The sequence below is a fragment of the Neorhizobium descurainiae genome (assembly GCF_051400715.1).
Lineage (GTDB): Bacteria > Pseudomonadota > Alphaproteobacteria > Rhizobiales > Rhizobiaceae > Neorhizobium.
On the sequence record NZ_JBLFFK010000001.1, the window covers coordinates 208,278 to 229,267 of the forward strand.

18 protein-coding genes and 1 riboswitch are annotated in these 20,990 nt (G+C 63.9%); of the genes, 12 read left to right on the forward strand and 6 right to left on the reverse strand.

Features of this window, described 5'->3' with window-relative positions:
• The first annotated feature begins 422 nt into the window (after positions 1-422).
• Positions 423-525: riboswitch (TPP riboswitch) on the forward strand.
• Between the two features lie 132 nt (positions 526-657).
• From ACMGE0_RS00985 to ACMGE0_RS01020, 8 genes are all read left to right on the forward strand, one after another.
• Positions 658-1,440, forward strand: a complete 783-nt coding sequence (locus tag ACMGE0_RS00985; RefSeq protein ID WP_436813995.1) for an ABC transporter permease — start codon at positions 658-660, stop codon at positions 1,438-1,440.
• Positions 1,437-2,381, forward strand: coding sequence for an ABC transporter substrate-binding protein (locus ACMGE0_RS00990; RefSeq protein ID WP_436813996.1), 945 nt, complete (start codon positions 1,437-1,439; stop codon positions 2,379-2,381). Before ACMGE0_RS00985 ends, ACMGE0_RS00990 begins: the two co-directional genes overlap by 4 nt.
• 181 nt (positions 2,382-2,562) lie before the next feature.
• Positions 2,563-3,909: a lactonase family protein gene (locus tag ACMGE0_RS00995; protein ID WP_436813997.1), complete on the forward strand. Its 1,347-nt coding sequence runs from the start codon at positions 2,563-2,565 to the stop codon at positions 3,907-3,909.
• 174 nt (positions 3,910-4,083) lie between these two features.
• Positions 4,084-5,610, forward strand: coding sequence for an ABC transporter substrate-binding protein (locus ACMGE0_RS01000; protein WP_436813998.1), 1,527 nt, complete (start codon positions 4,084-4,086; stop codon positions 5,608-5,610).
• 82 nt (positions 5,611-5,692) lie between these two features.
• Positions 5,693-6,634 carry an ABC transporter permease gene (locus tag ACMGE0_RS01005; RefSeq protein ID WP_436813999.1) on the forward strand — a complete coding sequence of 314 codons (942 nt, stop codon included), beginning with the start codon at positions 5,693-5,695 and terminating at the stop codon, positions 6,632-6,634.
• Between the two features lie 16 nt (positions 6,635-6,650).
• A complete protein-coding gene (locus ACMGE0_RS01010; RefSeq protein WP_436814000.1) occupies positions 6,651-7,529 on the forward strand; it encodes an ABC transporter permease in 879 nt (292 codons plus the stop codon).
• A gap of 1 nt (position 7,530) precedes the next feature.
• Complete coding sequence (locus ACMGE0_RS01015; protein WP_436814001.1) at positions 7,531-8,739, forward strand: amidohydrolase/deacetylase family metallohydrolase; 1,209 nt, start codon at positions 7,531-7,533, stop codon at positions 8,737-8,739.
• Positions 8,740-8,769: 30 nt separating this feature from the next.
• Positions 8,770-9,282 carry a RidA family protein gene (locus ACMGE0_RS01020; RefSeq protein ID WP_436814002.1) on the forward strand — a complete coding sequence of 171 codons (513 nt, stop codon included), beginning with the start codon at positions 8,770-8,772 and terminating at the stop codon, positions 9,280-9,282.
• A gap of 10 nt (positions 9,283-9,292) precedes the next feature.
• Here the strand turns inward: ACMGE0_RS01020 and ACMGE0_RS01025 are convergent, their stop codons facing one another.
• Positions 9,293-10,132, reverse strand: a complete 840-nt coding sequence (locus ACMGE0_RS01025) for an IclR family transcriptional regulator (RefSeq protein WP_436814493.1) — start codon at positions 10,130-10,132, stop codon at positions 9,293-9,295.
• Positions 10,133-10,261: 129 nt separating this feature from the next.
• Between ACMGE0_RS01025 and ACMGE0_RS01030 the strand changes: the two genes are divergently transcribed.
• A complete protein-coding gene (locus ACMGE0_RS01030) occupies positions 10,262-11,458 on the forward strand; it encodes an aminotransferase class V-fold PLP-dependent enzyme (RefSeq protein ID WP_436814003.1) in 1,197 nt (398 codons plus the stop codon).
• 221 nt (positions 11,459-11,679) lie between these two features.
• Positions 11,680-13,515 carry an ABC transporter ATP-binding protein gene (locus ACMGE0_RS01035; RefSeq protein WP_436814004.1) on the forward strand — a complete coding sequence of 612 codons (1,836 nt, stop codon included), beginning with the start codon at positions 11,680-11,682 and terminating at the stop codon, positions 13,513-13,515.
• 3 nt (positions 13,516-13,518) lie between these two features.
• Here ACMGE0_RS01035 and ACMGE0_RS01040 read toward each other — a convergent pair whose 3' ends face one another.
• The 4 genes from ACMGE0_RS01040 to ACMGE0_RS01055 form a co-directional block, all read right to left on the reverse strand.
• Entirely contained in the window at positions 13,519-14,619 is a 1,101-nt protein-coding gene (locus ACMGE0_RS01040) for an alpha-hydroxy acid oxidase (RefSeq protein ID WP_436814005.1), read from the reverse strand.
• Between the two features lie 59 nt (positions 14,620-14,678).
• A complete protein-coding gene (locus ACMGE0_RS01045; protein WP_436814006.1) occupies positions 14,679-15,029 on the reverse strand; it encodes a RidA family protein in 351 nt (116 codons plus the stop codon).
• 82 nt (positions 15,030-15,111) lie between these two features.
• A complete protein-coding gene (locus ACMGE0_RS01050; protein WP_436814007.1) occupies positions 15,112-16,221 on the reverse strand; it encodes an NAD(P)/FAD-dependent oxidoreductase in 1,110 nt (369 codons plus the stop codon).
• Positions 16,222-16,304: 83 nt separating this feature from the next.
• The gene (locus tag ACMGE0_RS01055) at positions 16,305-17,909 is read right to left on the reverse strand and encodes an ABC transporter substrate-binding protein (RefSeq protein ID WP_436814008.1); all 1,605 of its coding nucleotides are present in this window, start codon (positions 17,907-17,909) and stop codon (positions 16,305-16,307) included.
• A 299-nt stretch (positions 17,910-18,208) separates the two neighbouring features.
• Between ACMGE0_RS01055 and ACMGE0_RS01060 the strand changes: the two genes are divergently transcribed.
• Together ACMGE0_RS01060 and ACMGE0_RS01065 are read left to right on the forward strand one after the other, a co-directional pair.
• A complete protein-coding gene (locus ACMGE0_RS01060) occupies positions 18,209-19,117 on the forward strand; it encodes a LysR substrate-binding domain-containing protein (protein WP_436814009.1) in 909 nt (302 codons plus the stop codon).
• Positions 19,118-19,203: 86 nt separating this feature from the next.
• Complete coding sequence (locus ACMGE0_RS01065; RefSeq protein WP_436814010.1) at positions 19,204-19,893, forward strand: superoxide dismutase; 690 nt, start codon at positions 19,204-19,206, stop codon at positions 19,891-19,893.
• 53 nt (positions 19,894-19,946) lie between these two features.
• Here ACMGE0_RS01065 and ACMGE0_RS01070 read toward each other — a convergent pair whose 3' ends face one another.
• Entirely contained in the window at positions 19,947-20,960 is a 1,014-nt protein-coding gene (locus ACMGE0_RS01070; RefSeq protein WP_436814011.1) for an acyltransferase family protein, read from the reverse strand.
• Between the last annotated feature and the right edge of the window lie 30 nt (positions 20,961-20,990).

The following is a 20,990-nucleotide window of genomic DNA, read 5'->3' on the forward strand; positions in this document are numbered from 1 at the left end:
GCAATTGCTCGTCTGTTTCGGCTTCGATGACGGAGAGCGGTCGTAACCTTCCCGCTCACCATCGGTACCGGCACGTCTGTGCCGCTGATCGGGTTGGGCTCTAGGTGACCGGTTTCGGTGAGAAGGATTTTCGATCGGCGAAAGGCACGAACATTGCCTCGCGCGGCGGCAAATGGAGTTGATGTCTCATGGAAGCGAACTCGTCTTAACCCGTCTATGTCGTCCTGGATGCGCTCCGAAGCCAAAGACGACGAGCTCGCGATCTTTTTTCATCACATTCGAATTTTGCCGAAATTTTCCATCCGGCCTCGGAGAAGGCGCATATCCGCCGGGCAATCTCTCCTTTTGGCGCGCGGGTGAATGGCCGGGCGGCCCTTCCGGCTCGTACCCATTGACAGGTTCTCGGAAAACCGACAGTTTCGGGGAATTCCGAGGGGGGCATCCTACGATGCTGAGATGGCGGTGAGCCGGACCCTTGAACCTGATCCGGGTCATGCCGGCGTAGGAACGGAAACAGACGTCACCAGACGGCACTTTCTCTTCTCCGCTTCACCTGGATCTCCGTGATTGGCACATCTGGAGATCGACCGATGACACATATGCATCTTTCCCCCGTCGGACATTCGCCGGCCGCCAGCAGCCGCGCCTGACAAACCCATGCGCGCCTCCCATGCGGCCGTCGGGCTTGCCGTGCTCCTTGCCCTCTGGCAGGCCGGCGTCTCGGTCTTCTCTCCGCCCCGTTACATCCTGCCGTCGCCGGTTGCGGTGGTCTCCGCACTCCTGCGCCAGCCGGGCTTCCTGCTGGAAAACAGCGCCGTCACGCTGACGGAGATCGCGCTGGGGCTCGCGATCGGCTCCGTGCTCGGCATCGCCATCGCCTTCGGCGTGGCGGCGCTGCCGCGGCTGGGCCGTCTCGTCTGGCCGATGGTCCTCGTCGTCCAGGCATTTCCCGTCTTCGTGCTGGCGCCGATCCTCGTTCTCTGGCTCGGCTTCGGCCTCGCCTCGAAGGTGGCGATGACGACCATCATCATCTTCTTTCCCGTCGCCTCCGCGTTTGCGGACGGCCTGCGCCGCACCGACCGGGAAATCCTCGACGCCGTCTCGCTGGAGGGCGCGACGCACTGGCAGACGCTGGTGCGGGTGCGCGTGCCGCTGGCGATCCCCCATCTCGTATCCGGCCTCCGGGTCGCCGCGCCGCTGGCGCCGCTCGGCGCCGTCGTCGGCGAGTGGGTCGGGGCCTCCGGCGGCCTCGGCTTCGTGATGGTCCAGGCCAATGCCCGCATGCAGACCGATACCGTATTCGCGGCAATGACGGTGCTTGCCGGCCTCACACTCGTTCTCAGGCTTCTCGTCGACCGGCTGACGGCGAACCTCGCCCCATGGGCCAGCGAAGCCGATCCCGTGTCCCCGTTCACATCAAGGAGTAACTCCCCATCATGATCCGCATCCTTTTCGCCTCCTTCATCGCGCTCGCGGGCGCGCTTGCGCCCGTTCCGTCGCAGGCGACCGACAAGCTCACCGTGCTTCTGGAATGGTTCGTCAATCCGGACCATGCGCCGATGGTGATCGCCCGGGAGCAGGGGCTGTTTGCCGCAGCCGGGCTCGACGTCGAACTCGTGCCGCCTTCCGATCCCTCCGCCGTGCCGCGCCTCGTCTCCGCCGGCCAGGCGGATATCGGCGTCCATTACCAGCCCAATCTCTATCTCGATCACGAAGCAGGCCTGCCGCTCGTCCGCTTCGGCACGCTCGTCGAGACGCCGCTCAACACCGTGACCGTGCTGGCGGACGGACCGATCAGGAGCCTCAAGGACTTGAAGGGCAAGAAGGTCGGTTTCTCGGTCACCGGCTTCGAGGACGCCATGCTGAAGCGGATGCTGGCCTCCGAAGGTCTGAGCAACGACGACGTGGAACTGATCAACGTCAATTTCTCGCTCTCTCCCTCGCTGATCGGCGGCAAGGTGGATGCGACGCTTGGCGGATTCCGCAATTTCGAGCTGACGCAGATGAAGCTGGAAGGCCATCAGGGGCGCGCCTTCTTCCCGGAAGAGCACGGCGTTCCGGCCTATGACGAGCTGATCTTCGTCACCCGCCGCGACCTTGCGGAAGACAGCAGGTTGCCGCGGTTCCTGGCGACCGTGGAACAGGCTTCGATCTTCATCACCAACCATCCGCAGGAGGCGTGGCAGCTTTTCATCAAGGCCTATCCCAACCTCGACGACGAACTGAACCGCACGGCCTTCTTCGATACGCTGCCACGCTTCGCCAAGCGCCCGGCCGCCCTCGATCGAGCGCGCTACGCCCGCTTCGGCGCGTTCATGCAGGAGATGGGGCTGATCAAGACCGCGCCGTCCCCGGAGGAGATCGCCATCGAAATCCATTGAGCGGAATGGCGAATGACAATGTGCGAGGCGGCGCGGTTCGCCTCGCATACCGGCAGCAGACATGCATTCTTTATTGTTCTGGATTGCCTATCACAGAGGCTGAACTTCCGATTGGACGCCAATCAGCATCGCCGACATCCTTGCGCTCGTGCAAACGTCGAACACGGGCCGCAAGATGAAGATGACCAAGACATTTACCCTTTCCGCAATGCTGCTAACCGCTGCCATGCCGCAGGCCGGGGCTGCTTCGCTTCCAGATTTCGTCGGCGGCATTTCCGCCGGCACTATCGCCGCCATCTCCGACGGGGAGTTTTTCGGCAGCACTTACGGGACGGGACAACTCACCCCTCGCTCGGCGGGCTTCCGGGATGCGCTGACCGTGATCTCCATCGAGGACGGCAAGGTGGCCGTGGGCGAGGTCCCCGTCTCGAATTCGGTGACGGCCGCGCCCGAAATCCTGCAGCTCACCCCGGACGGCCGGACGGCCTTCGTCGCGGAGCGCCTGGGCGAGCGGCCCGAGAACGGCGAGACCATCCGGGACCTGCCGCCCGGCCGGCGTCTCTTCGCGGTGGATTTGTCTGACAAATCGGCGCCGCGGATTGCCGCGACGGTCGAGGTCGAGGCCTTCCCGGAAGCGCTTTCGATCAGTCCGGACGGCATGCGGATCGCTGTCGTGTCCAACACGCCGGAAGCGAGCTTCGTCCAGATCGTGTCCTATCGCGATGGACGCTTCGGCGAGGTGATGCGCTTTGATCTCGCCGATCTCGGGATTAGCGGCACGGTTCCCGGACCACGCGGCGGCGTCACTTCAACCAACGTGCACTGGCATCCGTCGGGCCGTTTCCTTGCCGTCAACATCAACTCGCAGAACCGTATCGCCTTCTTCGAGGTGGCGGAGGCCAATGGCACGGCAGCGTTCGCGCCCTGGGGCAATGTCGTCGAAACCGGGCGCGATCCGATGGTTGGCCGGTTCACGCCGGACGGTCGCTTCTACATCACCTCCGACTGGGGTCGCGACCTGCAGGCGCCGACGCTCGAAGGCCGCATTCCGCAGACACCGTCGGGCATCAGCGTCATCCGTCTTGCAGACACTGCCGCGGATAGGGAAACGGCCCGCCACGAGCGGGTGGCGACCGCGACGACCGACCGGTCGGCCGAGGGCCTTGCCATCAGCCGCGACGGACGGCTGGTCGCGACCGTCAACATGCGGGATACCGCGTTTCCGCCCGGAACGCCGCGCTTCCAGCGCGAGGCGACGGTGACGCTTCTGACCTTCGATCCTCAAACCGGGGCGATCGAAAAGATGGGAGATTATCCTTTCGAGGGCGTGCTGCCGGAAGGCGGGACCTTCGATCTGACGGGCGACCATTTCCTTGCCACTGTGTTCCACGGTCATGAAGGCGCCGGCGCCGAGACCGGACCGGGGCTCGAGGTCTTCCGCATCGTGAAGGGCGAGCGGCCTTCGCTCGAACGCCTTGGCCGCATTCCGCTGCCGCATGGCGTCCACCATGTGGATGTGGCGCGGTAGGATCCGCTGACAATCAATGCTTTCGGAAGCCGGCTGCGTCTTGGGCGGCCGGCTTCACCCATTCCAGCAATCGTCGGCCGTCGCGCATGCCATTGACAGAGGCTCCCACGTCGCTATTCTGTTATAAAAGTCGTTATAACATAATTGTGGAACACTAAAACGGGAGCCTCCTACATGCGATTGAAACTTGCATTCCTTGTCGCCACCGCGCTCGTCGCCACGCCGTCGTTCCTGACGGCTCAGGAAAAGGGCGGGGTGATCAACGTCGCGACGATCGGCGAGCCGCCGACGCTCGATCCGATGGTTTCCACCGCCGACCTGGTGGGCATCGTCACGCAGCACATCTTCGAAACCCTCTACACGTTCGACAAGGACTGGAAGGTGACGCCGCTTCTGGCGGAAAGCCTGCCGGAGATCAGCGCCGACGGCAAAACCTACACGATCAAGCTGCGCACCGGCATCAAGTTCCACGACGGCAGCGACATGACCTCCGAAGATGTGGTCGCCTCGCTCGACCGCTGGAAAAAGCTCGCCTCGCGCGGCAAGCAGGCCGCCGGCTTCATCGAAGAGATCGCCGCCGCCGATCCGGCGACCGTCACCATCAAGCTCAAGCAGCCCTATGCGCCGCTCGCCTCGCTGCTCGCCTTCAACAACTCCGCCGCCATCATCATCCCGGCCGAGAAGCAGGCCGACACGATGACCGATTTCGTCGGCACCGGCCCTTATATGCTGAAGGAACGCAAGGCCGACCAGTATATCCAGCTCGCCCGCTTCGACGGCTACAAGCCGCGCGAGGGCGAGAGCGACGGTTATGGCGGCGCCCGCCACCAGTATCTCGACGAGATCCGCTTCGTGCCGGTCCCGGATCCCAATACGCGCGTCGAGGCGGCCGTTTCCGGCCAGTATGACTATGTCGATTCCCTGCCTGTCGAATCCTTCGACAAGCTCAAGGCCTCCCAGGCCACCCAGCCTCTGCTCTTGAAGCCCTTCGGTTATCCGGTCTTCGTCTTCAACACGGCCGAGGGTGTTGCCAAGAACGTCGAGGTCCGCAAGGCCATCCGCCAGGCGCTCAGCATGGAAGACATGATGGCGGCAGCCTTCGGCGGCACGGATTTCTATACGCTCGACGGCAATATCTATCCGGGCAACTACACCTGGAGCACGGATGCCGGCGTCGAGGGCAATTACAACACCGCCGATCCGGAAGGCGCCGCCGCTGCCGCCAAGGCTGCCGGCTACAACGGCGAGCCGATCCGCATCCTGACCAGCCGACAATACGAGTTCCACTACAAGATGGCGCAGGTCGCCGCCGAATACCTCAAGCTTGCCGGCTTCACTGTCGACATGCAGGTGGTCGACTGGGCGACGCTTACCCAGCGCCGCGCCGACAAGGCGCTCTGGGACATCTACATCACCCACAGCCCCTTCCTGCCGGAACCGGCGCTGATCGGCTCGCTTTCGACCAGCTCGCCGGGCTGGTGGGACACGCCGGCCCGCAAGGCGGCGGTCGATGCGTTCACTTCGGAGGTCGATCCGGACAAGCGCGTCGCGCTCTGGGCCGACGTGCAGAAGGCCATCTATGCCGACGTTCCGTTCATGAAGATCGGCGATTTCAATGCGGTCGCTGCGGTGTCCACGAAGCTCGAAGGTGTCGATCCGGCGCCGTGGCCCTATTTCTGGAACGCGTCGATCAAGAAGTAAGCCGCTTCGATGAGTTCGGGTGCCGGCCGTGGCCGGCGCCCGGTCTCGATCCTGTCCGTTTGCGGACACAGGAACCGACCCAATGATACGTTACATCCTTCAACGCGTCGCCGGCATGATCGTGGTGATGTTCCTCGTCGTCACGATCGTCTTCGTGATCGTGCGCGTGACGCCGGGCGATCCCGCCGCCGTCATGCTCGGCCCCGATGCGACGCCGCAAGACATTGCACAACTCAGGACCCAGCTCGGCCTCGACCAGTCGATCGCGATCCAGTACATCTTTTATATCGGCCAGCTCCTGAGGGGTGATCTCGGCCAATCCATCTTCCTCAACATGCCCGTCACCTCCGCCCTGATGGAGCGGGCCGAGCCGACCTTCTTCCTGACGATCTTCTCGCTTCTGATCGCGAGCGTCATCGCGCTGCCGATCGGCATCTATGCCGCCTACCGGCGCGGCTCCTTCATCGACCAGCTGTCGACGACCGTCGCCATGCTGGCGGCGAGCATTCCGAGTTTCTGGCTCGGCCTCATCCTGATGCAGTTCTTCGCCGTGCGTTTCAACGTTTTCCCCGTCTCGGGCTATGGCGGGCCGGGCGCTTCCTTCGCCGAACGGATGTACCACCTGACGCTGCCCGCCTTTGCGCTCGGCCTCGTCTCCTCGGCGCTGATCCTGCGCTTCACCCGCGCCTCGATGCTCGACGTGCTCGGCGACGACTATATCCGCACCGCCCGCGCCAAGGGCCTCATCGAGCGCCGCGTCGTGCTGAAACATGCGCTGAAGAATGCTCTGATCCCGATCCTCACCGTCCTCGGCCTGACGGCCGCCGTGCTGATCTCCGGCGCCGTCGTCACCGAAACCGTCTTCGGCCTGCCGGGCGTCGGCAATCTGGTCGTCTCCGCCGTGCTTCGCCGCGACTATCCGGTGATCCAGGGGGCGCTGCTCGTCATCGCCGGCCTCTATGTCCTCATCAATTTCGCGATCGACATGCTCTACCTGGCTGTCGATCCCCGAGTACGTTATTAAAGGGGGTGCGCTACTGATGGTCGACATCGCAACCACCACTGAAAAGCCGGCCGCCGGCGAGCGCAGCAAATTCCTCCGGCGTCTCCTGAAGCGCAAGACCGTTGCCGCCGGGGTGATCGTGCTGACGATCTTTGTCCTGCTCGCGGTTTTAGCGCCGTGGATCGCGCCTTATTCGCCGTCGAAGCTTTCGATCGTCAACCGGCTGAAACCGCCGAGCGAGATGTTCTGGTTCGGCACCGACGAATTCGGCCGCGACGTCTTCTCGCGCACCATCTATGCCGGGCGGCTGTCGCTGCTGGTCGGCGCGGCGGTCGTGACGCTGTCGGCGCTGATCGGGGTGACGCTCGGCCTGCTCGCGGGTTTCTTCCAGAAGCTCGACACGCCGATCGCCCGGCTGATCGACGCGATGATGGCCTTTCCGGACATCCTGCTGGCGATCGCGCTCGTCGCAGCCCTCGGCCCGTCGCTGGTGACCGTCATCGTGGCGCTCTCGATCGTCTATTCGCCGCGGCTCGCGCGCATCGTCCGCGCCTCGACGCTGGTGATCCGGGAACTCCCCTATGTGGAGGCGGCGAAGGCGCTCGGCATTTCCACCTTCCACATCATGACGCGGCACGTCCTGCGCAATCTCGTCTCGCCGATCCTGGTGCAGGGCACGTTCCTCTTCGCCAGCGCCATGCTGGCCGAAGCCGGGCTCTCGTTCCTCGGACTGGGTGTAAGTCCTGAAATCCCCACATGGGGAACCATGATCGCCGCCGGCCGCCAGTATATCGGCCAGGCCGACTGGATGACCTACTTCCCGGGCTTCGCCATCATTCTCTCCGTGCTCTCGCTGCAGATGGTCGGCGACGGGCTCAGGGACATGCTCGATCCAAGACTTCGAAAGGACCTCTAAGATGACCGGTGAAAAGGCGGGCAAGCCGCTCCTCCTCACCAATGTGAAGCCGATGGCCTTCGGCACCGACAAGCCGGCGGGCGTCACCGACATCCTCGTCGGCGCGGATGGCAGGATCGCCGCGATCGGCTCCTCGCTTGCCGCGCCTGCCGATGCGGAGCGCATCGACGGCAAGGGCGCCTGGATTTCGCCGGGCTGGGTCGATCTGCACGTGCATATCTGGCATGGCGGGACCGACATATCGATCCGTCCGTCCGAATGCGGCGCCGAGCGCGGCGTCACGACGCTCGTCGATGCGGGCTCGGCCGGCGAAGCCAATTTCCACGGTTTTCGCGAGTATATCATCGAGCCGTCGAAGGAACGCATCAAGGCCTTCCTGAACCTCGGCTCGATCGGCCTCGTCGCCTGCAACCGCGTCGCCGAACTGCGCGACATCCGCGATATCGACCTCGACCGCATCCTCGAATGCTACGCTGAAAACGAAGACCACATCGTCGGCATCAAGGTGCGTGCGAGCCACGTGATCACCGGTTCCTGGGGCGTCACCCCCGTCAAGCTCGGCAAGAAGATCGCCAAGATATTGAAAGTGCCGATGATGGTGCATGTCGGCGAGCCGCCGGCGCTCTATGACGAGGTCCTGGAAATCCTCGGCCCCGGCGACGTCGTCACCCATTGCTTCAACGGCAAGGCCGGTTCGAGCATCATGGAGGACGAGGACCTCTACAATCTCGCGGAGCGCTGCGCAGGCGAGGGCATCCGCCTCGATATCGGCCATGGCGGCGCCTCCTTCTCGTTCAAGGTCGCGGAAGCGGCCATCGCCCGCGGCCTGCTGCCATACTCCATCTCGACGGACCTGCACGGCCATTCGATGAACTTCCCGGTCTGGGATCTGGCGACCACCATGTCCAAGCTGCTTTCGGTCGGCATGCCGTTCGACAAGGTCGTGGAGGCCGTCACCCATCATCCGGCGTCGGTCATCAAGCTTTCGATGGAGAACCGGCTGTCGATCGGGGAGCGCGCCGATTTCACCGTCTTCGATCTCGTCGATTCCGATCTGGAGGCGACGGATTCCAACGGCGACGTCTCGCGTCTCAGCAAGCTTTTCGAACCGCGCTACGCCGTCATCGGTTCGGAAGCGATTACGGCCAGCCGCTACATTCCGCGTGCCCGCAAGCTCGTCCGTCACAGCCACGGGTATTCGTGGCGGTGAGCAGAATACCGAAATCACCAAAGAAATAGCATGACAGGGGTTTACGTGAACACGTCTCCAGCAAAGGCCGCCCAAGGGCTGCAAACGCCTTACGAGCGGCTCGCTGCGCTCGGCATAGAGCTTCCGCCGTCGCCGCCGCCGATCGCCAATTTTCTGACGCATGTCTGCGAAGGCAACATGCTTTATCTCTCCGGCCAGGGGCCGCGCGAGGTGGACGGCCATCTTCATGCCGGCAAGGTCGGCGGCGATGTGGGCGTCGACCAGGCCTACCAGCATGCCAGGCTCACCGGCATCAACCTGCTCGCCGTCATGCACGAGGCGCTCGGCGACCTTTCACGGGTGAAGCGGGTGGTGAAGCTGCTCGGCATGGTGAATGCCGTGCCGCATTTCGAGGATCATCCGAGCGTCATCAACGGTTGCTCGGATCTCTTCATCGAAGTCTTCGGCGAGGCGGGCCAGCATGCCCGCTCGGCCGTCGGCTTCGGGTCGCTGCCGGGCAATATTACGGTGGAGATCGAGGCGATCGTCTCGCTCACCGATTAAGGAGACAAGGTCAGTGGCTGCGCCAGCCCATCAGCTTTTCGATCCGCTCCGCAGAGGCACGAACGTGCTCTCCGTAGTGGTTGCCGTCGGAAAAGACCTTCTGTTCCGGCAGCACGATCGAAATGGTGGCGACGCACTGGCCGTCCCGGTCGACGACCGGCGAGGCGATGCAGGCGACGGCGTAATCGGATTCGGCCACCTGGATCGAAAGGCGCTCCTGAAAGGCTTTTCCGGCAGAATCGGAAAGTGTGCGGGCGTCGATCTCGGCGCGGCCGGTGGGCGAGGTGCGGGCGCAGCGCTTGAAGAGCTCCATCCTTTCGCTTTCCGGCAGATGGCCGACCAGGAGGCGGCCCGACGCCGTCCAGTTGAGCGGCACGCGGGTGCCGACGCGCGAGGCCACCTGGAAATGGCTCGGACCGTCCGCCATGGCGAGCACCAGCATATAGTCGCCGTCGCGGCCGCAGACCTGCACCGTCTCGCCGGCCTGCCGGCAGAGATCGTGCATCTCGTGGGTGGCGACGCTCATGAAGTCCAGGGAGCGGGCGTAAGCCAGGCCATAATGATAGAGCCGCGCCCCGAGCCAGATCGAGCCGTCCGCATTGCGGGCCAGCATGTTCTTTTCAACGAGATCGTCGATGATCACGTAGACGGTGGAAAGCGGCGCCTTGACCGCCTTGGCGATCGCATAAGCGCCTGCGGGCGAACCCGTTTCATAAAGATAGTCAATCACCTGCAGCGCACGGTCGATGCCGCTCACGCGCGAGCGGCGCGCGGCCTTGGCCCCGGTTTCTTCCGCCGAAACCATGTCTTCGGAGAATGCTGCGGATGAGGTCTTGGCGTCCAACTCGATGCTCCTCTTGGAGGGCCTTGCGGGGCTCCTCGTCTGGCTTCGGGAGGCTATTACATTACTATGGCATAGCTGTCGATGACAATCCGCAGCCGCCATTCTTTTGAAGAGACAGCACTTTGGAGAGACAGAATGCCCGATGATATCCGCACCAAGATCGGCCTCAGGCCCGTCATCAACGTTTCCGGCACGATGACCAGCCTCGGCGCCTCGATCGTCGTTCCCGAAGTGATCGAGGCGATGGCGGCGATCCTGCCGCAGTTCGTCGAGATCAACGACCTGCAGCGCAAGGCAAGCGCCGTCATCGCGAGGCTGACGGGCGGCGAGGCGGGTTTCGTCACGGCCTCCTGCTCCTCCGGCATCACGCTCGCGGTCGCGGGCGCCATGACCGGCGACAACCTGCTCGCCATCGAGAGACTGCCGGACGTGACGCCCGACAAAAACGAGGTGATCGTGCAGACGGGCCATGTGGTGAGCTACGGCGCGCCGGTGGATCAGGCGATCCGGCTTGCCGGCGGCAAGGTCGTGCTGATCGGCCAGGCGACATCCACGCACCGGTTCCACCTGGAAAACGCGATCACCGAAAAGACGGCCGCCGCCGTCTATGTCGTGTCGCATCACGTCGTCGATTACGGCCTGCTGCATCTGACCGAATTCGTCGAGATCGCGCATGCCAGGGGCGTGCCTGTCATCGTCGATGCGGCTTCGGAATACGACCTGAAGCTCTTTTTGGCACAGGGAGCGGATATCGCGCTCTATTCCGGCCACAAGTTCCTGGGCGGTCCGACCTCCGGCATCGTCGCCGGCAAGAAGGAACTGGTGCGCAGCGCCTTCCTGCAGAACATGGGCATCGGCCGCGGCATGAAGGTCGGCAAGGAAAGCATCTACGGCGTCATGGCGGCGCTGGAGGCCTGGCAGAAGCGCGACCATGCGGGTATCCGCGAGCGGGAGACGGGTTATCTCAATCTCTGGAAAAGGACGCTGGACGGCCGGCCAGGGGTGACGGCGCTGATCGAGCCCGACCCGACCAACAACCCGCTCGACCGCATGCGGGTGATCCTCTCGCCGCAGGAGGCGCATATCACCGCCTGGGACCTTGCGGCAGCGCTCGCCCGCGGCAACCCGCCGGTCATCGTCCGCGACCACGAGGTGGAGCACAATCACTTTTACCTCGATCCGTGCAACCTGCATCCGGGCCAGGAGACGATCGTCGCCAACCGGCTCGCCGAGGAGCTCGACAAGGCGCGCGCCTCCAACGAGATCATCGCCACGCCGATCGAAGACCGCAGCAGGCACCGCTTCGACAGCGTGCTGCGCTGGCCGGATTGAGAGATGGGTGGATAGCAGGGCAGCGCATATAGAATATAAGGCGGTGCGTGGAGCCCCTCCCCCTTGTGGGGAGGGGTTGGGGAGGGGATCTTTCTCGAACAGAAAAGACCCCTCCCGCCTGCCGGCCACCCTCCCCACAAGGGGGAGGGTTAAGGATGCCGCACCGCCCGACCTTCCATAAGCGTCGGCCCTGCGGACAACGACAGAACAAGGGAACGATCATGAGCACGTCGCAGACAAAAACCATCGAGGCCCTCGAACCGGTTCTCTCCGTCGAGCACCTCACCACTTCGTTCAATGTGGATGGCGAATGGAAGCCGGTGGTGCGGGACGTTTCCTTCTCGGTCGCGCCGGGCGAGACGGTGGCGATCGTCGGCGAGAGCGGTTCCGGCAAGAGCGTCACGTCGCTGTCGATCATGCGGCTGCTGCAGGAAGGCACGAGCCGCATTCAGGGCAGGATCATGCTCGGCGGACGCGATCTGCTTTCTCTTCCCGAACACGAGATGCGCAAGGTGCGCGGCAACGACGTCTCGATGATCTTCCAGGAGCCGATGACGAGCCTCAATCCGCTCTTCACCATCGGCGACCAGATTTCGGAGGCGCTGCTCTGCCATAAGAACATGTCGGCGGCGCAAGCGAAAGCCGAGACGATCCGGCTGCTCGAAAAGGTGCGCATCCCATCCGCCGCCTCGCGCTTCGACGAATATCCGCACCGCTTTTCGGGCGGCATGCGCCAGCGCGTGATGATCGCCATGGCCTTAGCCTCGAAGCCGAAGCTTCTCATCGCCGACGAGCCGACGACGGCGCTCGACGTGACGATCCAGGGCCAGATCCTCGATCTCATCAAGATGCTGCAGGACGACGAGGGGACCTCGGTCCTCTTCATCACCCACGACATGGGCGTGGTCGCGGAGATCGCCGACAGGACGGTGGTCATGTATCGCGGCGAGCAGGTGGAAACGGGCGCGACGGCCGACATCTTCCATCGCGGCAAACATCCCTACACCCGGGCGCTGCTTTCCGCCGTGCCGGTGCTCGGATCGATGCAGCCCTACGGGCGGCCCCTGCGCTTTCCGGTGGTCAACACGGCAACCGGCGAGTCCAACACGCCGGTCGAGGTGCCGGACACGGTCGCGAAGGACAAGCCGATCCTCGAGGTCAAGAACCTTTCCAAGCGCTTCGATATCCATTCCGGCCTGTTCGGGCGCCTGAGCGGCCGGGTGCATGCGGTCGAGAACGTCTCCTTCGATCTCCAGGCCGGCGAGACGCTTTCGCTGGTCGGAGAATCCGGCTGCGGCAAATCGACGACCGGCCGCGCCATCATGCGGCTGATCGAGCCGGATTCCGGTTCGGTCATCGTCGAAGGGCGCGATATGGTCTCACTCGACAAGCGGGAAATGCGCGAGATGCGCAAATCCGTGCAGATGATCTTCCAGGACCCGTTCGCCTCATTGAACCCGCGCATGACGGTCGGCCAGGCGATCGCCGAACCCTATCTGGAGCACAAGATGGGAACGTCGAAGCAAGCGAAGGAGGTCGTCGCCGACATGCTGCGCAAAGTGGGGTTGACGCCGGACATGGCGACGCGTTATCCGCACGAATTCTCCGGCGGCCAGCGGCAGCGCATCTGCATCGCCCGGGCGCTGGCGCTGGAGCCGAAGGTGATCGTCGCCGACGAAAGCGTCTCGGCGCTCGACGTATCGATCAAGGCGCAGGTCATCAACCTGATGCTCGACCTGCAGCAGAGCCTGAACCTCGCCTTCCTGTTCATCTCCCACGACATGGCGGTGGTCGAGCGCGTCAGCCACCGCGTGGCGGTGATGTATCTCGGCGAGATCGTCGAGATCGGCCCGCGCGCCTCGGTCTTCGGCAATCCGCAGCACGACTATACGAAGAAGCTGATGGCCGCGGTTCCCGTGCCGGACCCGGACCGCCGCCGCGAAAAGCGCATGGCCGCCAATGACGAGCTGAAGAGCCCGATCCGTCCCGCCGACTACGTGGTAAAACCCCGCGAATATCGCGAGATCTCTCCCGGCCATCTCGTGCAGATCGCGTGAGGTTCAGCGCTTTGGGGCAATGACATCGCCGGACAGTTCGGCGACGGTCGAGCAGCCGAGATGGCCGAGCGTCGTCCAGAATTCGCGCTGCAAGAGCTCCAGCGTCCGCTTGACGCCGTATTCGCCATCGGCCGCAAGCCCGTAAGCGACGATCCGGCCGAGCGCCACGGCATCCGCGCCGAGCGCGACGGCGGCGGCGATATCGCTGCCGCGGCGGATGCCGGAATCGAAGACGATCGGCACATCCCTGCCTACGGCTTCACGGATCGCGGGAAGCGTTTCCAGCGCCGACGGCGTGCGGTCGATCGTGCGGCCGCCATAGTTCGAGACATAGAGGCCGACGGCGCCGGCATCGAGCGAGGCCCTGGCATCGCGCACGCTCGACACGCCCTTGACGATGCAGGGTAGCGGGGCCTTCCTGATGACGCTTGCGGCCTGAGCCCAGGTCCAGCGCGGCTGCGTGAAATCGAGAAGCTCTGTGAGTGCCGCCGGATCGGATTTGCCGGGGCCGAAGTTCGATGGGCCTGTTTCGCCGCGGATCGAAAACCGGTCCTCCATCATCCGCTCGCGCCACTGGCGGATCGGCGAATAGGTGACGCAGATATATTTGTAGCCGGCGGCCTTGGCGCGCTCCATCATGTCGAGCACTGCGCCATCGTCGCCGACGAAGGTCATCTGGAAGACGGATGCGACGGGCGAGGCCTTGGCGACGTCTTCCAGCGAATGGGCGGCCGCGACCGGCACCATCTGCTGAATGCCGACGGAGGCGGCGGCCCGGCCGATCGCCAGATGTCCTTCCGGATGGAAGACGGCCTCGCCGCCGCCGAAGGGCGCTATAAAGGCAGGGAAACTCAGGTCGAAGCCGAGCACTCTCGTGCGCGTGTCGGGATTGCCGATGCCGGCAAAGAGCGGCACCTCGAACCGGATCTCGTCGAAGGCGGCGGTGTTCTCGCGAAGCGTCACCTCGTCGCCGGTGCCGCAGGAAAGATAATTCCAGTCGATCTCCGAAAGCCGGCGCTGCGCGTCCTTATAGATGCCGCGCAGCGTCGTGTATTTCTCAGCCGTGGCGTAACGATCGTCGATCCGGTTCGGCTTGTCCGTCATGTCCGTCCTCCAGTCCTGAAATGCAAGACGGGCGAGCCTGAGCCCGCCCGTCATTCGTCTTACTTCTTGGCGGCGATCAGCACGATTTCGATCAGCCGCCTGGGATCGCCGAGATCGGCGACGCCGATCGTCGCGCGCGACGGCAGGTCGTCGGCCTCGATCCATTCGAGCCAGGCCTCGTTCATCTCCTCCTTGCGCGACATGTCGGAGAGATAGATGCGGGCCGAGAGGATGTGCTTCTTGTCGGAGCCGCATTCGGCGAGCACTTCGTCGAGTTTGGCGCAGGTCTGCTGCGTCTGCTCCTTCATGCCGACCGAGATGTCGCCGGCGGCGTGGCCGCCGAGATAGAGCACGCCGTTATGCTCGACGGCGCCGTGCATGATGCGGTGTTTGCGGTGACGTTTGATCATTTTGAGCATTCCTTTGACAAAGGGAAGGATGCCCGCCGCGTCGTCGCGGCAGGTCGGGGTGAAGCTGGAGGGACAGGGCGGCTCAGGCGCGGCCTTGCGGGGCGTAGCGGTCGAGCGGGATGTCGGTCGCCTGGCCGGTCACGACCCTGGCGAGCTGTGCGCCGGCGAAGGGACCGATGGTCAGGCCGCCGGCGCCGAGCCCATTGCCGAGCGTCAGATTGACGATGCCGGGGACGCGGCCGAGGATCGGGTTCATCGTCTCGCCGGCCGGGCGGAAGCCGATGCGGGTCTCGATCAGCGTCGCGTTGGCAAGGCCCGGCGCGATATTGAGGCCGGCGCCCAGAACCTCATGCTCGCCCGCCGCCGTGACGCGGTAGTCGAAACCGGAATTGTTCTCGCGGGTTGCGCCGATCACCACGCGGGAATCGTCGAAGGCGAGCATGTAGTGACTGCTCATCGGCAGAACGACCGGCCATTTGGCGGTCGCGACGCCGGGCAGGCGCAGATGGACGATCTGGCCCTTCTGCGGCACGACAGGATGCGTGAGGCCGAGCGGGCGGAGAATCTGCGAAGCCCAGGCGCCGGCGGTGACGATGATCTCGTCGGCCGCGATCTCAGCGCCGTTGCTGTCGAGGCAGCGGGCGCTATCGCCGTCGAGCTTCAGGGTCACGTAGTCGCCGCGGAATTTCGCGCCCATGGCGACGGCGGCGCGCACCATGGCGGCGGAAAGCAGGCGGGCATCGACGCGGGCGGCACCCGGAATGTGGATCGCGTCGAGATCTTCGCGGAGCGGCGGGAAGAGCGCGCGGGCTTCTGCCGGCGTCAGGTGGCGGACAGTGCCGGCTTCCGGCGCGTCCTTGACGCGGCGCGCGACGCGTTCGGCGGCGGCGTCGAATTCGGCTCGGTCCTCGGCGACGACCAGCGCACCGACCTTGCCGTAGCCGAGGTCGGTTTCGCCTTTCGCCTTCAGCCCTTCGATCAGGCCGTCATAGAAGCGCGCGCCGGCCGCGTACATTCTGTACCAGTCCGGCTCGTCCGCCTTGGTGGCCCAGGGGCAGACGATGCCCGCGCCGGCCATGGTCGCCTTGCCCTGATGGGCTTCGTCGACGATTTCCACTTCGACGCCTTGAGAGGCGAGATGATAGGCGGTGCTGGCGCCCAGGATGCCGGCGCCGATGATCAAGACACGCATTATTCCATTCCTGCACTTCAAACTTGGATCCGGCCGGGGCCGGGGAAATGCCGGCGGCATAAACCGCCGGCATTTGTCGGCTTTTATTCGACAGTCACGCCGGAGAGGCGGCTGGTGCCGAAGATCGCCGGGACGTAGCCCTTGACGCTCTTGGCGACGGCGGTGATCGTGTCGGCACCGCCGAGGATGACGGCCGGCACTTCCGCGTGAAATTCCTCCTGCGCCTTTTTGTAGAGCTCGATGCGGCTGGCTCGGTCGGTCACCGCACCGGCCTCGTTCATCAGGCCGATGAACTCCTTGTCGCACCAGGCGCCGATGTTCGACGGGCTCGGCTTTCCGGCGGAATCGCAGGTGAAGTAGTTGTTGGGGATCTGGCTCGGATCCGGGAAGTCGTAGATGCCGCCGAACATGCCGACCTCGGCTTCGCCGTTGCGGGCGCGGGTGATGTATTCGCCCCATTCGTAGGAGACGACCTCGGCCTTGACGCCGATCTTGGCCCAGTCGGCCTGGATCATCTCGGCGGCGCGGCGACCGTTCGGCATGTAGGGACGCGAAACCGGCACGGCCCAGAGCTGGGTCGAGAAACCATCGGGCAAGCCTGCCTCGGCGAGCAGCTTCTTCGACAGTTCCGGATCATAGCTGTAGGCACCGACATCCTTGTCATAGCCCCAGAGCGACGGCGGGATGACCGCGCCGGTGACGGTGCCCATGCCGTCATAGACGAGATCGACCAGCGGCTTGATGTTGATCGCGTGGGCCAGCGCCTCGCGGACGCGCTTGTCCTTGAACTTGTCTTCCCTGAAGTTGAAGGTGATGAAGCCGGTAGAGGCGACGGGAGTCTGAACGAGGTTGAGGGTTTCGCTCTTCTCGATCATCGCGCGATCGGCGAGGTTCGGATAAAGCGCGATCTGGCATTCGCCGGCCATGGCGCGCTGCAGGCGTACCGAAGCGTCGGCGCTGATCGCCATGACGACGCCGTCGAGCATCGGCGTGCGGGCCGGATTGTTGATCGCGGCGCCCCAGGTATCCTTGAAGGGCACGAGGCGGACGACTGCATCCTGCTGATAGGCCTGCAGCTCAAAAGGGCCGGTGCCGATCGGCTGGCGGTCGATGAGTTCCGGCGTGCCTGCCTTCGACAGGGCGTCGGCATATTCGGCGGAGGTGATCGCCAGCGACTGGTGGGCCATGATGCCGATAAAGGGGGCGAGCGGGTTCTTCAAGGTGAAGGCGACGGTATAGTCGTCGATCTTCTTCACCGATTCCAGCGCGTCCGCGAGCTTGGTGTTGAAGGTGATGAAGTTGCCGCCGTTGACCTTGGCATAGGGATGCTCGGGCTTCATCATCCGCTCGAAGGTGAACATCACGTCATCGGCGTTGAACTCGCGGGTCGGCGTGAACTTGTCGTTCGACTGCCACTTGACGCCTTGGCGCAGCTTGAACGTATAGGTGCGGGCGTCGTCCGAAACGGTCCAGCTCTCGGCAAGCGCCGGCTCGATGTCTGAAGATCCGGCTTTGACGGAAACCAGGCCGTCGTAGATCTGGCCGAGGACATAGGACGTCGTGCCGTTGCTGGTGAGTTGCGGGTTGAAGACTTCCGGCGAACCTTCGATGCAGACCGAAAGCACCGCGGCATTGGCGGGCGCGGCTGCCACCAGAGCCAGAATGGACAGGCCGATGATTTTCTTCATATGTCGTCGTTCCCTTCTTTGATGGGCCGCCTGCCGCGGCCTTCGCATGGATGTGCACCAGCCGGCCTCACGAGAAGCCGCCCGCCGGACCGGAATGGGCCTGCAGATGATTGTTTGCGGAGCCGGATTGCCGTCGGGAGCGGCGCTCTTTTCCTTGAATATCGCCCTTCTTCGGTCTGCAACCGGCATCGCTTGCATGATAAAGCGCCTTGACAATATGATTGTCAAATAGCTTGTTCTCCCGTCATTATAACCAAAACTCATGTCGAATATCGCGGCATGCAGGAGATCGGCCGATCATGAACATCAGGCAGCTTGAAGCCTTCCACACCACGATCGAAACCGGATCGGTGACGCTTGCGGGCGAGAGGCTCGGCATTTCCCAGCCGGCCGTCAGCAAGCTCTTGCGCAGCTTTTCGGAAGCCTGCGGGTTCCAGCTCTTCACGCGCAGCGGCGGCCGGCTGGTGCCGACGCTGGAGGCGCGGATGATGGCGGTCGAGGTCGAACGGATGTTCTCCGGCACCAAGCGGATCGCCCGGCTCGCGGAAGCCGTGCGCAACCGGGAATGGGGCGAGGTGACGATCGCGGCTCCGCCAGCGCTGGCAACCCTCTATCTCTCCAACGCGCTTTCCCCCTTCCTCGCCGAACAGCCGGACATTCACTTCACCCTGCAGAGCAAGACTTCGCCGCGGATCGGGGAACTAGTGTCCGCCGGACAGATCGATATCGGCCTCAGCGTACTGCCCTTCGACCATCCGAATGTCAGCGCCGAAGTGATCATGCGCTTCGCCATGGTCTGCATCCTGCCGGCAAGGCATCCGCTTGCCGAAAAGCAGGTGATCGAGATCGACGATCTGCGCAACGAGAGCTTCATCTCGCTCTTCCGCGACGACTGCTCGCTGATGACGATCGACCGGGCTTTCCAGCTCAAGGGCGTCCAGAAGCGCAACCGCATCGAAGTGCCCCTTTCGGAAACCGCCTGCAGCTTCGTCGCCAACGGCGTCGGCGTCTCGATCGTGCCGCCGTTCGTCGGGCTCGACTATTCCGAGGAGCGGCTTGTCCGGCGGGCGCTGCTGCCGGAAACCTTCATGGATGTCTGGCTGCTGACGCCGAACGGCCGGCCGCTGTCGCTCGCCTCCCAGAAGCTGGTGGATTTCATCCGTGCGGCGGTTTCTCCATTCGACCAGCGCCTGGCCTCCAGGCAGTGATGGGAGAAGCGATAACGGCTCTTTGAGGAAACATTTGCAGTCTTCCCGGGTTCGCGTGTCATCACCCGCTTTCAGGAGGTTTTCCGATGGATATGACACGACGCGCCGTTCTGACCGCCAGCGCCCTCACCGCTGCCGCTGCCGTTTTCCCCACACCCAACATCGCCCGGGCGGCGCTGCCGCTCAGCCAGCCAGCTTTGCCTTTCAAGGAAGATGCGCTCGCACCCGCCATATCGGCGAAGACCGTATCGCTGCATTACGGCAAGCATCACAAGGCCTATTTCGACAAGCTGAACCAGCTTGCGGCCGGTACCCGCTATGCGGATATGGACCTCGCCGGCATCGTCGAGGCTTCCGCGGATTCGGAGGCGGATGCCAAAATCTTCAACAACGCCGCCCAGGCCTGGAACCATGTGGCCTATTGGGAACAGTTCACGCCGGGCGGCCCGAACCGGCCCGAGGGCGATCTCGCGGCCATGATCGACGATACGTTCGACGGCTACGATGGCTTCACCGATCGAGCGATTGCGGTATCCGACGAAGTGTTCGGAACCGGCTGGGTATGGCTCACGCGCGACGATCGGAATGAGCTGGCGCTGGTCGGCTATGAGGACGGCAACAACCCGATCGCCGTCGGGCGTCCGGCCTATCTCGGCATCGACATCTGGGAACATGCCTATTATCTCGATTACGAGAACCGCAAGCCGGAGCATATCCGCGCCGTGCTGGACAGGCTGGTGAACTGGCGCGTCGTCGCCGACCGCGTCGGACAGTGATATTTTTCGGCGCCGCTACCAATGCTTCAAAGGCGTGAACCGATTAAGTGGGATCATCTTGCCGGTCGGCGCATCGGCAAGCGCCAGAGGGCGGACCTCTTTCCCTTGAGGAGGAATTGCACGGGTCTTTCCAGGCACTCGTAACCGGCGACGCCCGCCAGCGTGCCGAGAACGACGGCTGCGAGAAGGATTGCCGGGGCGGCAAGCGAAAGCACTGCGCCGACCTGCACGACGACGGAAATGGCAAAGGTGTGCCAGAGATAGATGGAGTAGGAACTGTCGCCCAGATAGGCGACCGCGGGAAGATCCGGCAACTTGCCGCCGGCCTCGACGGCGAGCGCTCCCAGTACGAGCATCACCGCCAACGGCCCGCATGACCAGGCATCGAATTCAAGCTTCAGCACATGGATCGCCGCAAAGCCCGCTATCGACGCACATACGAGCAGAAGGCCCGCCAAGGGCGACGGCAGGCGCCGGTCGCGCCACAGTTTCGCAAGCGCCGCCCCAGCGACGAATTCGAGGATCACGGGCGCCGTGTAAAAACCGATGACCGGATTTTCCGGCTGCAACACTGCTCCGGCGGCGACAAGCAGGCCGAACAGGACGGCGAGCGCCGGAAGCCGCGAAGCGGGTTTCAGGAACAGGATCAGGGCGAATATAGCATAGAAGAAGATTTCGTAGTTCAGCGTCCATCCCTGCACCAGGACCGGCCATAGCTTTCCGCTGTTCGGCGAGGCTACGGGCATGAAGAAGAAGGATCCGAGCGTATGGGCGAGGTCGAGCTTCAGGTTCGGAAAGAGGCCCACGACCGCCCCGATGACCATGACGAGGGTCGCGGCCCAGTAGGCGGGCGCGATGCGCAGAAGGCGGTTGCGGAAGAAGCCGGCGGGGCTGACCGGCCGGGTATCGCTGATGACCATCATGATGAAACCGCTGACCACGAAGAAGACGTCGACGCCGGCAGCGCCGATCGTGAAATGCAGGCCGGTGCGCTCGCCGGCGTGAAAGATCACGACGGCCATTGCCGCGAATGCTCTCAAATACTGGATGGAGTAGAGCGTCTGCATCTTGGATGTCCTTCAACGCGCGGCCGGGGT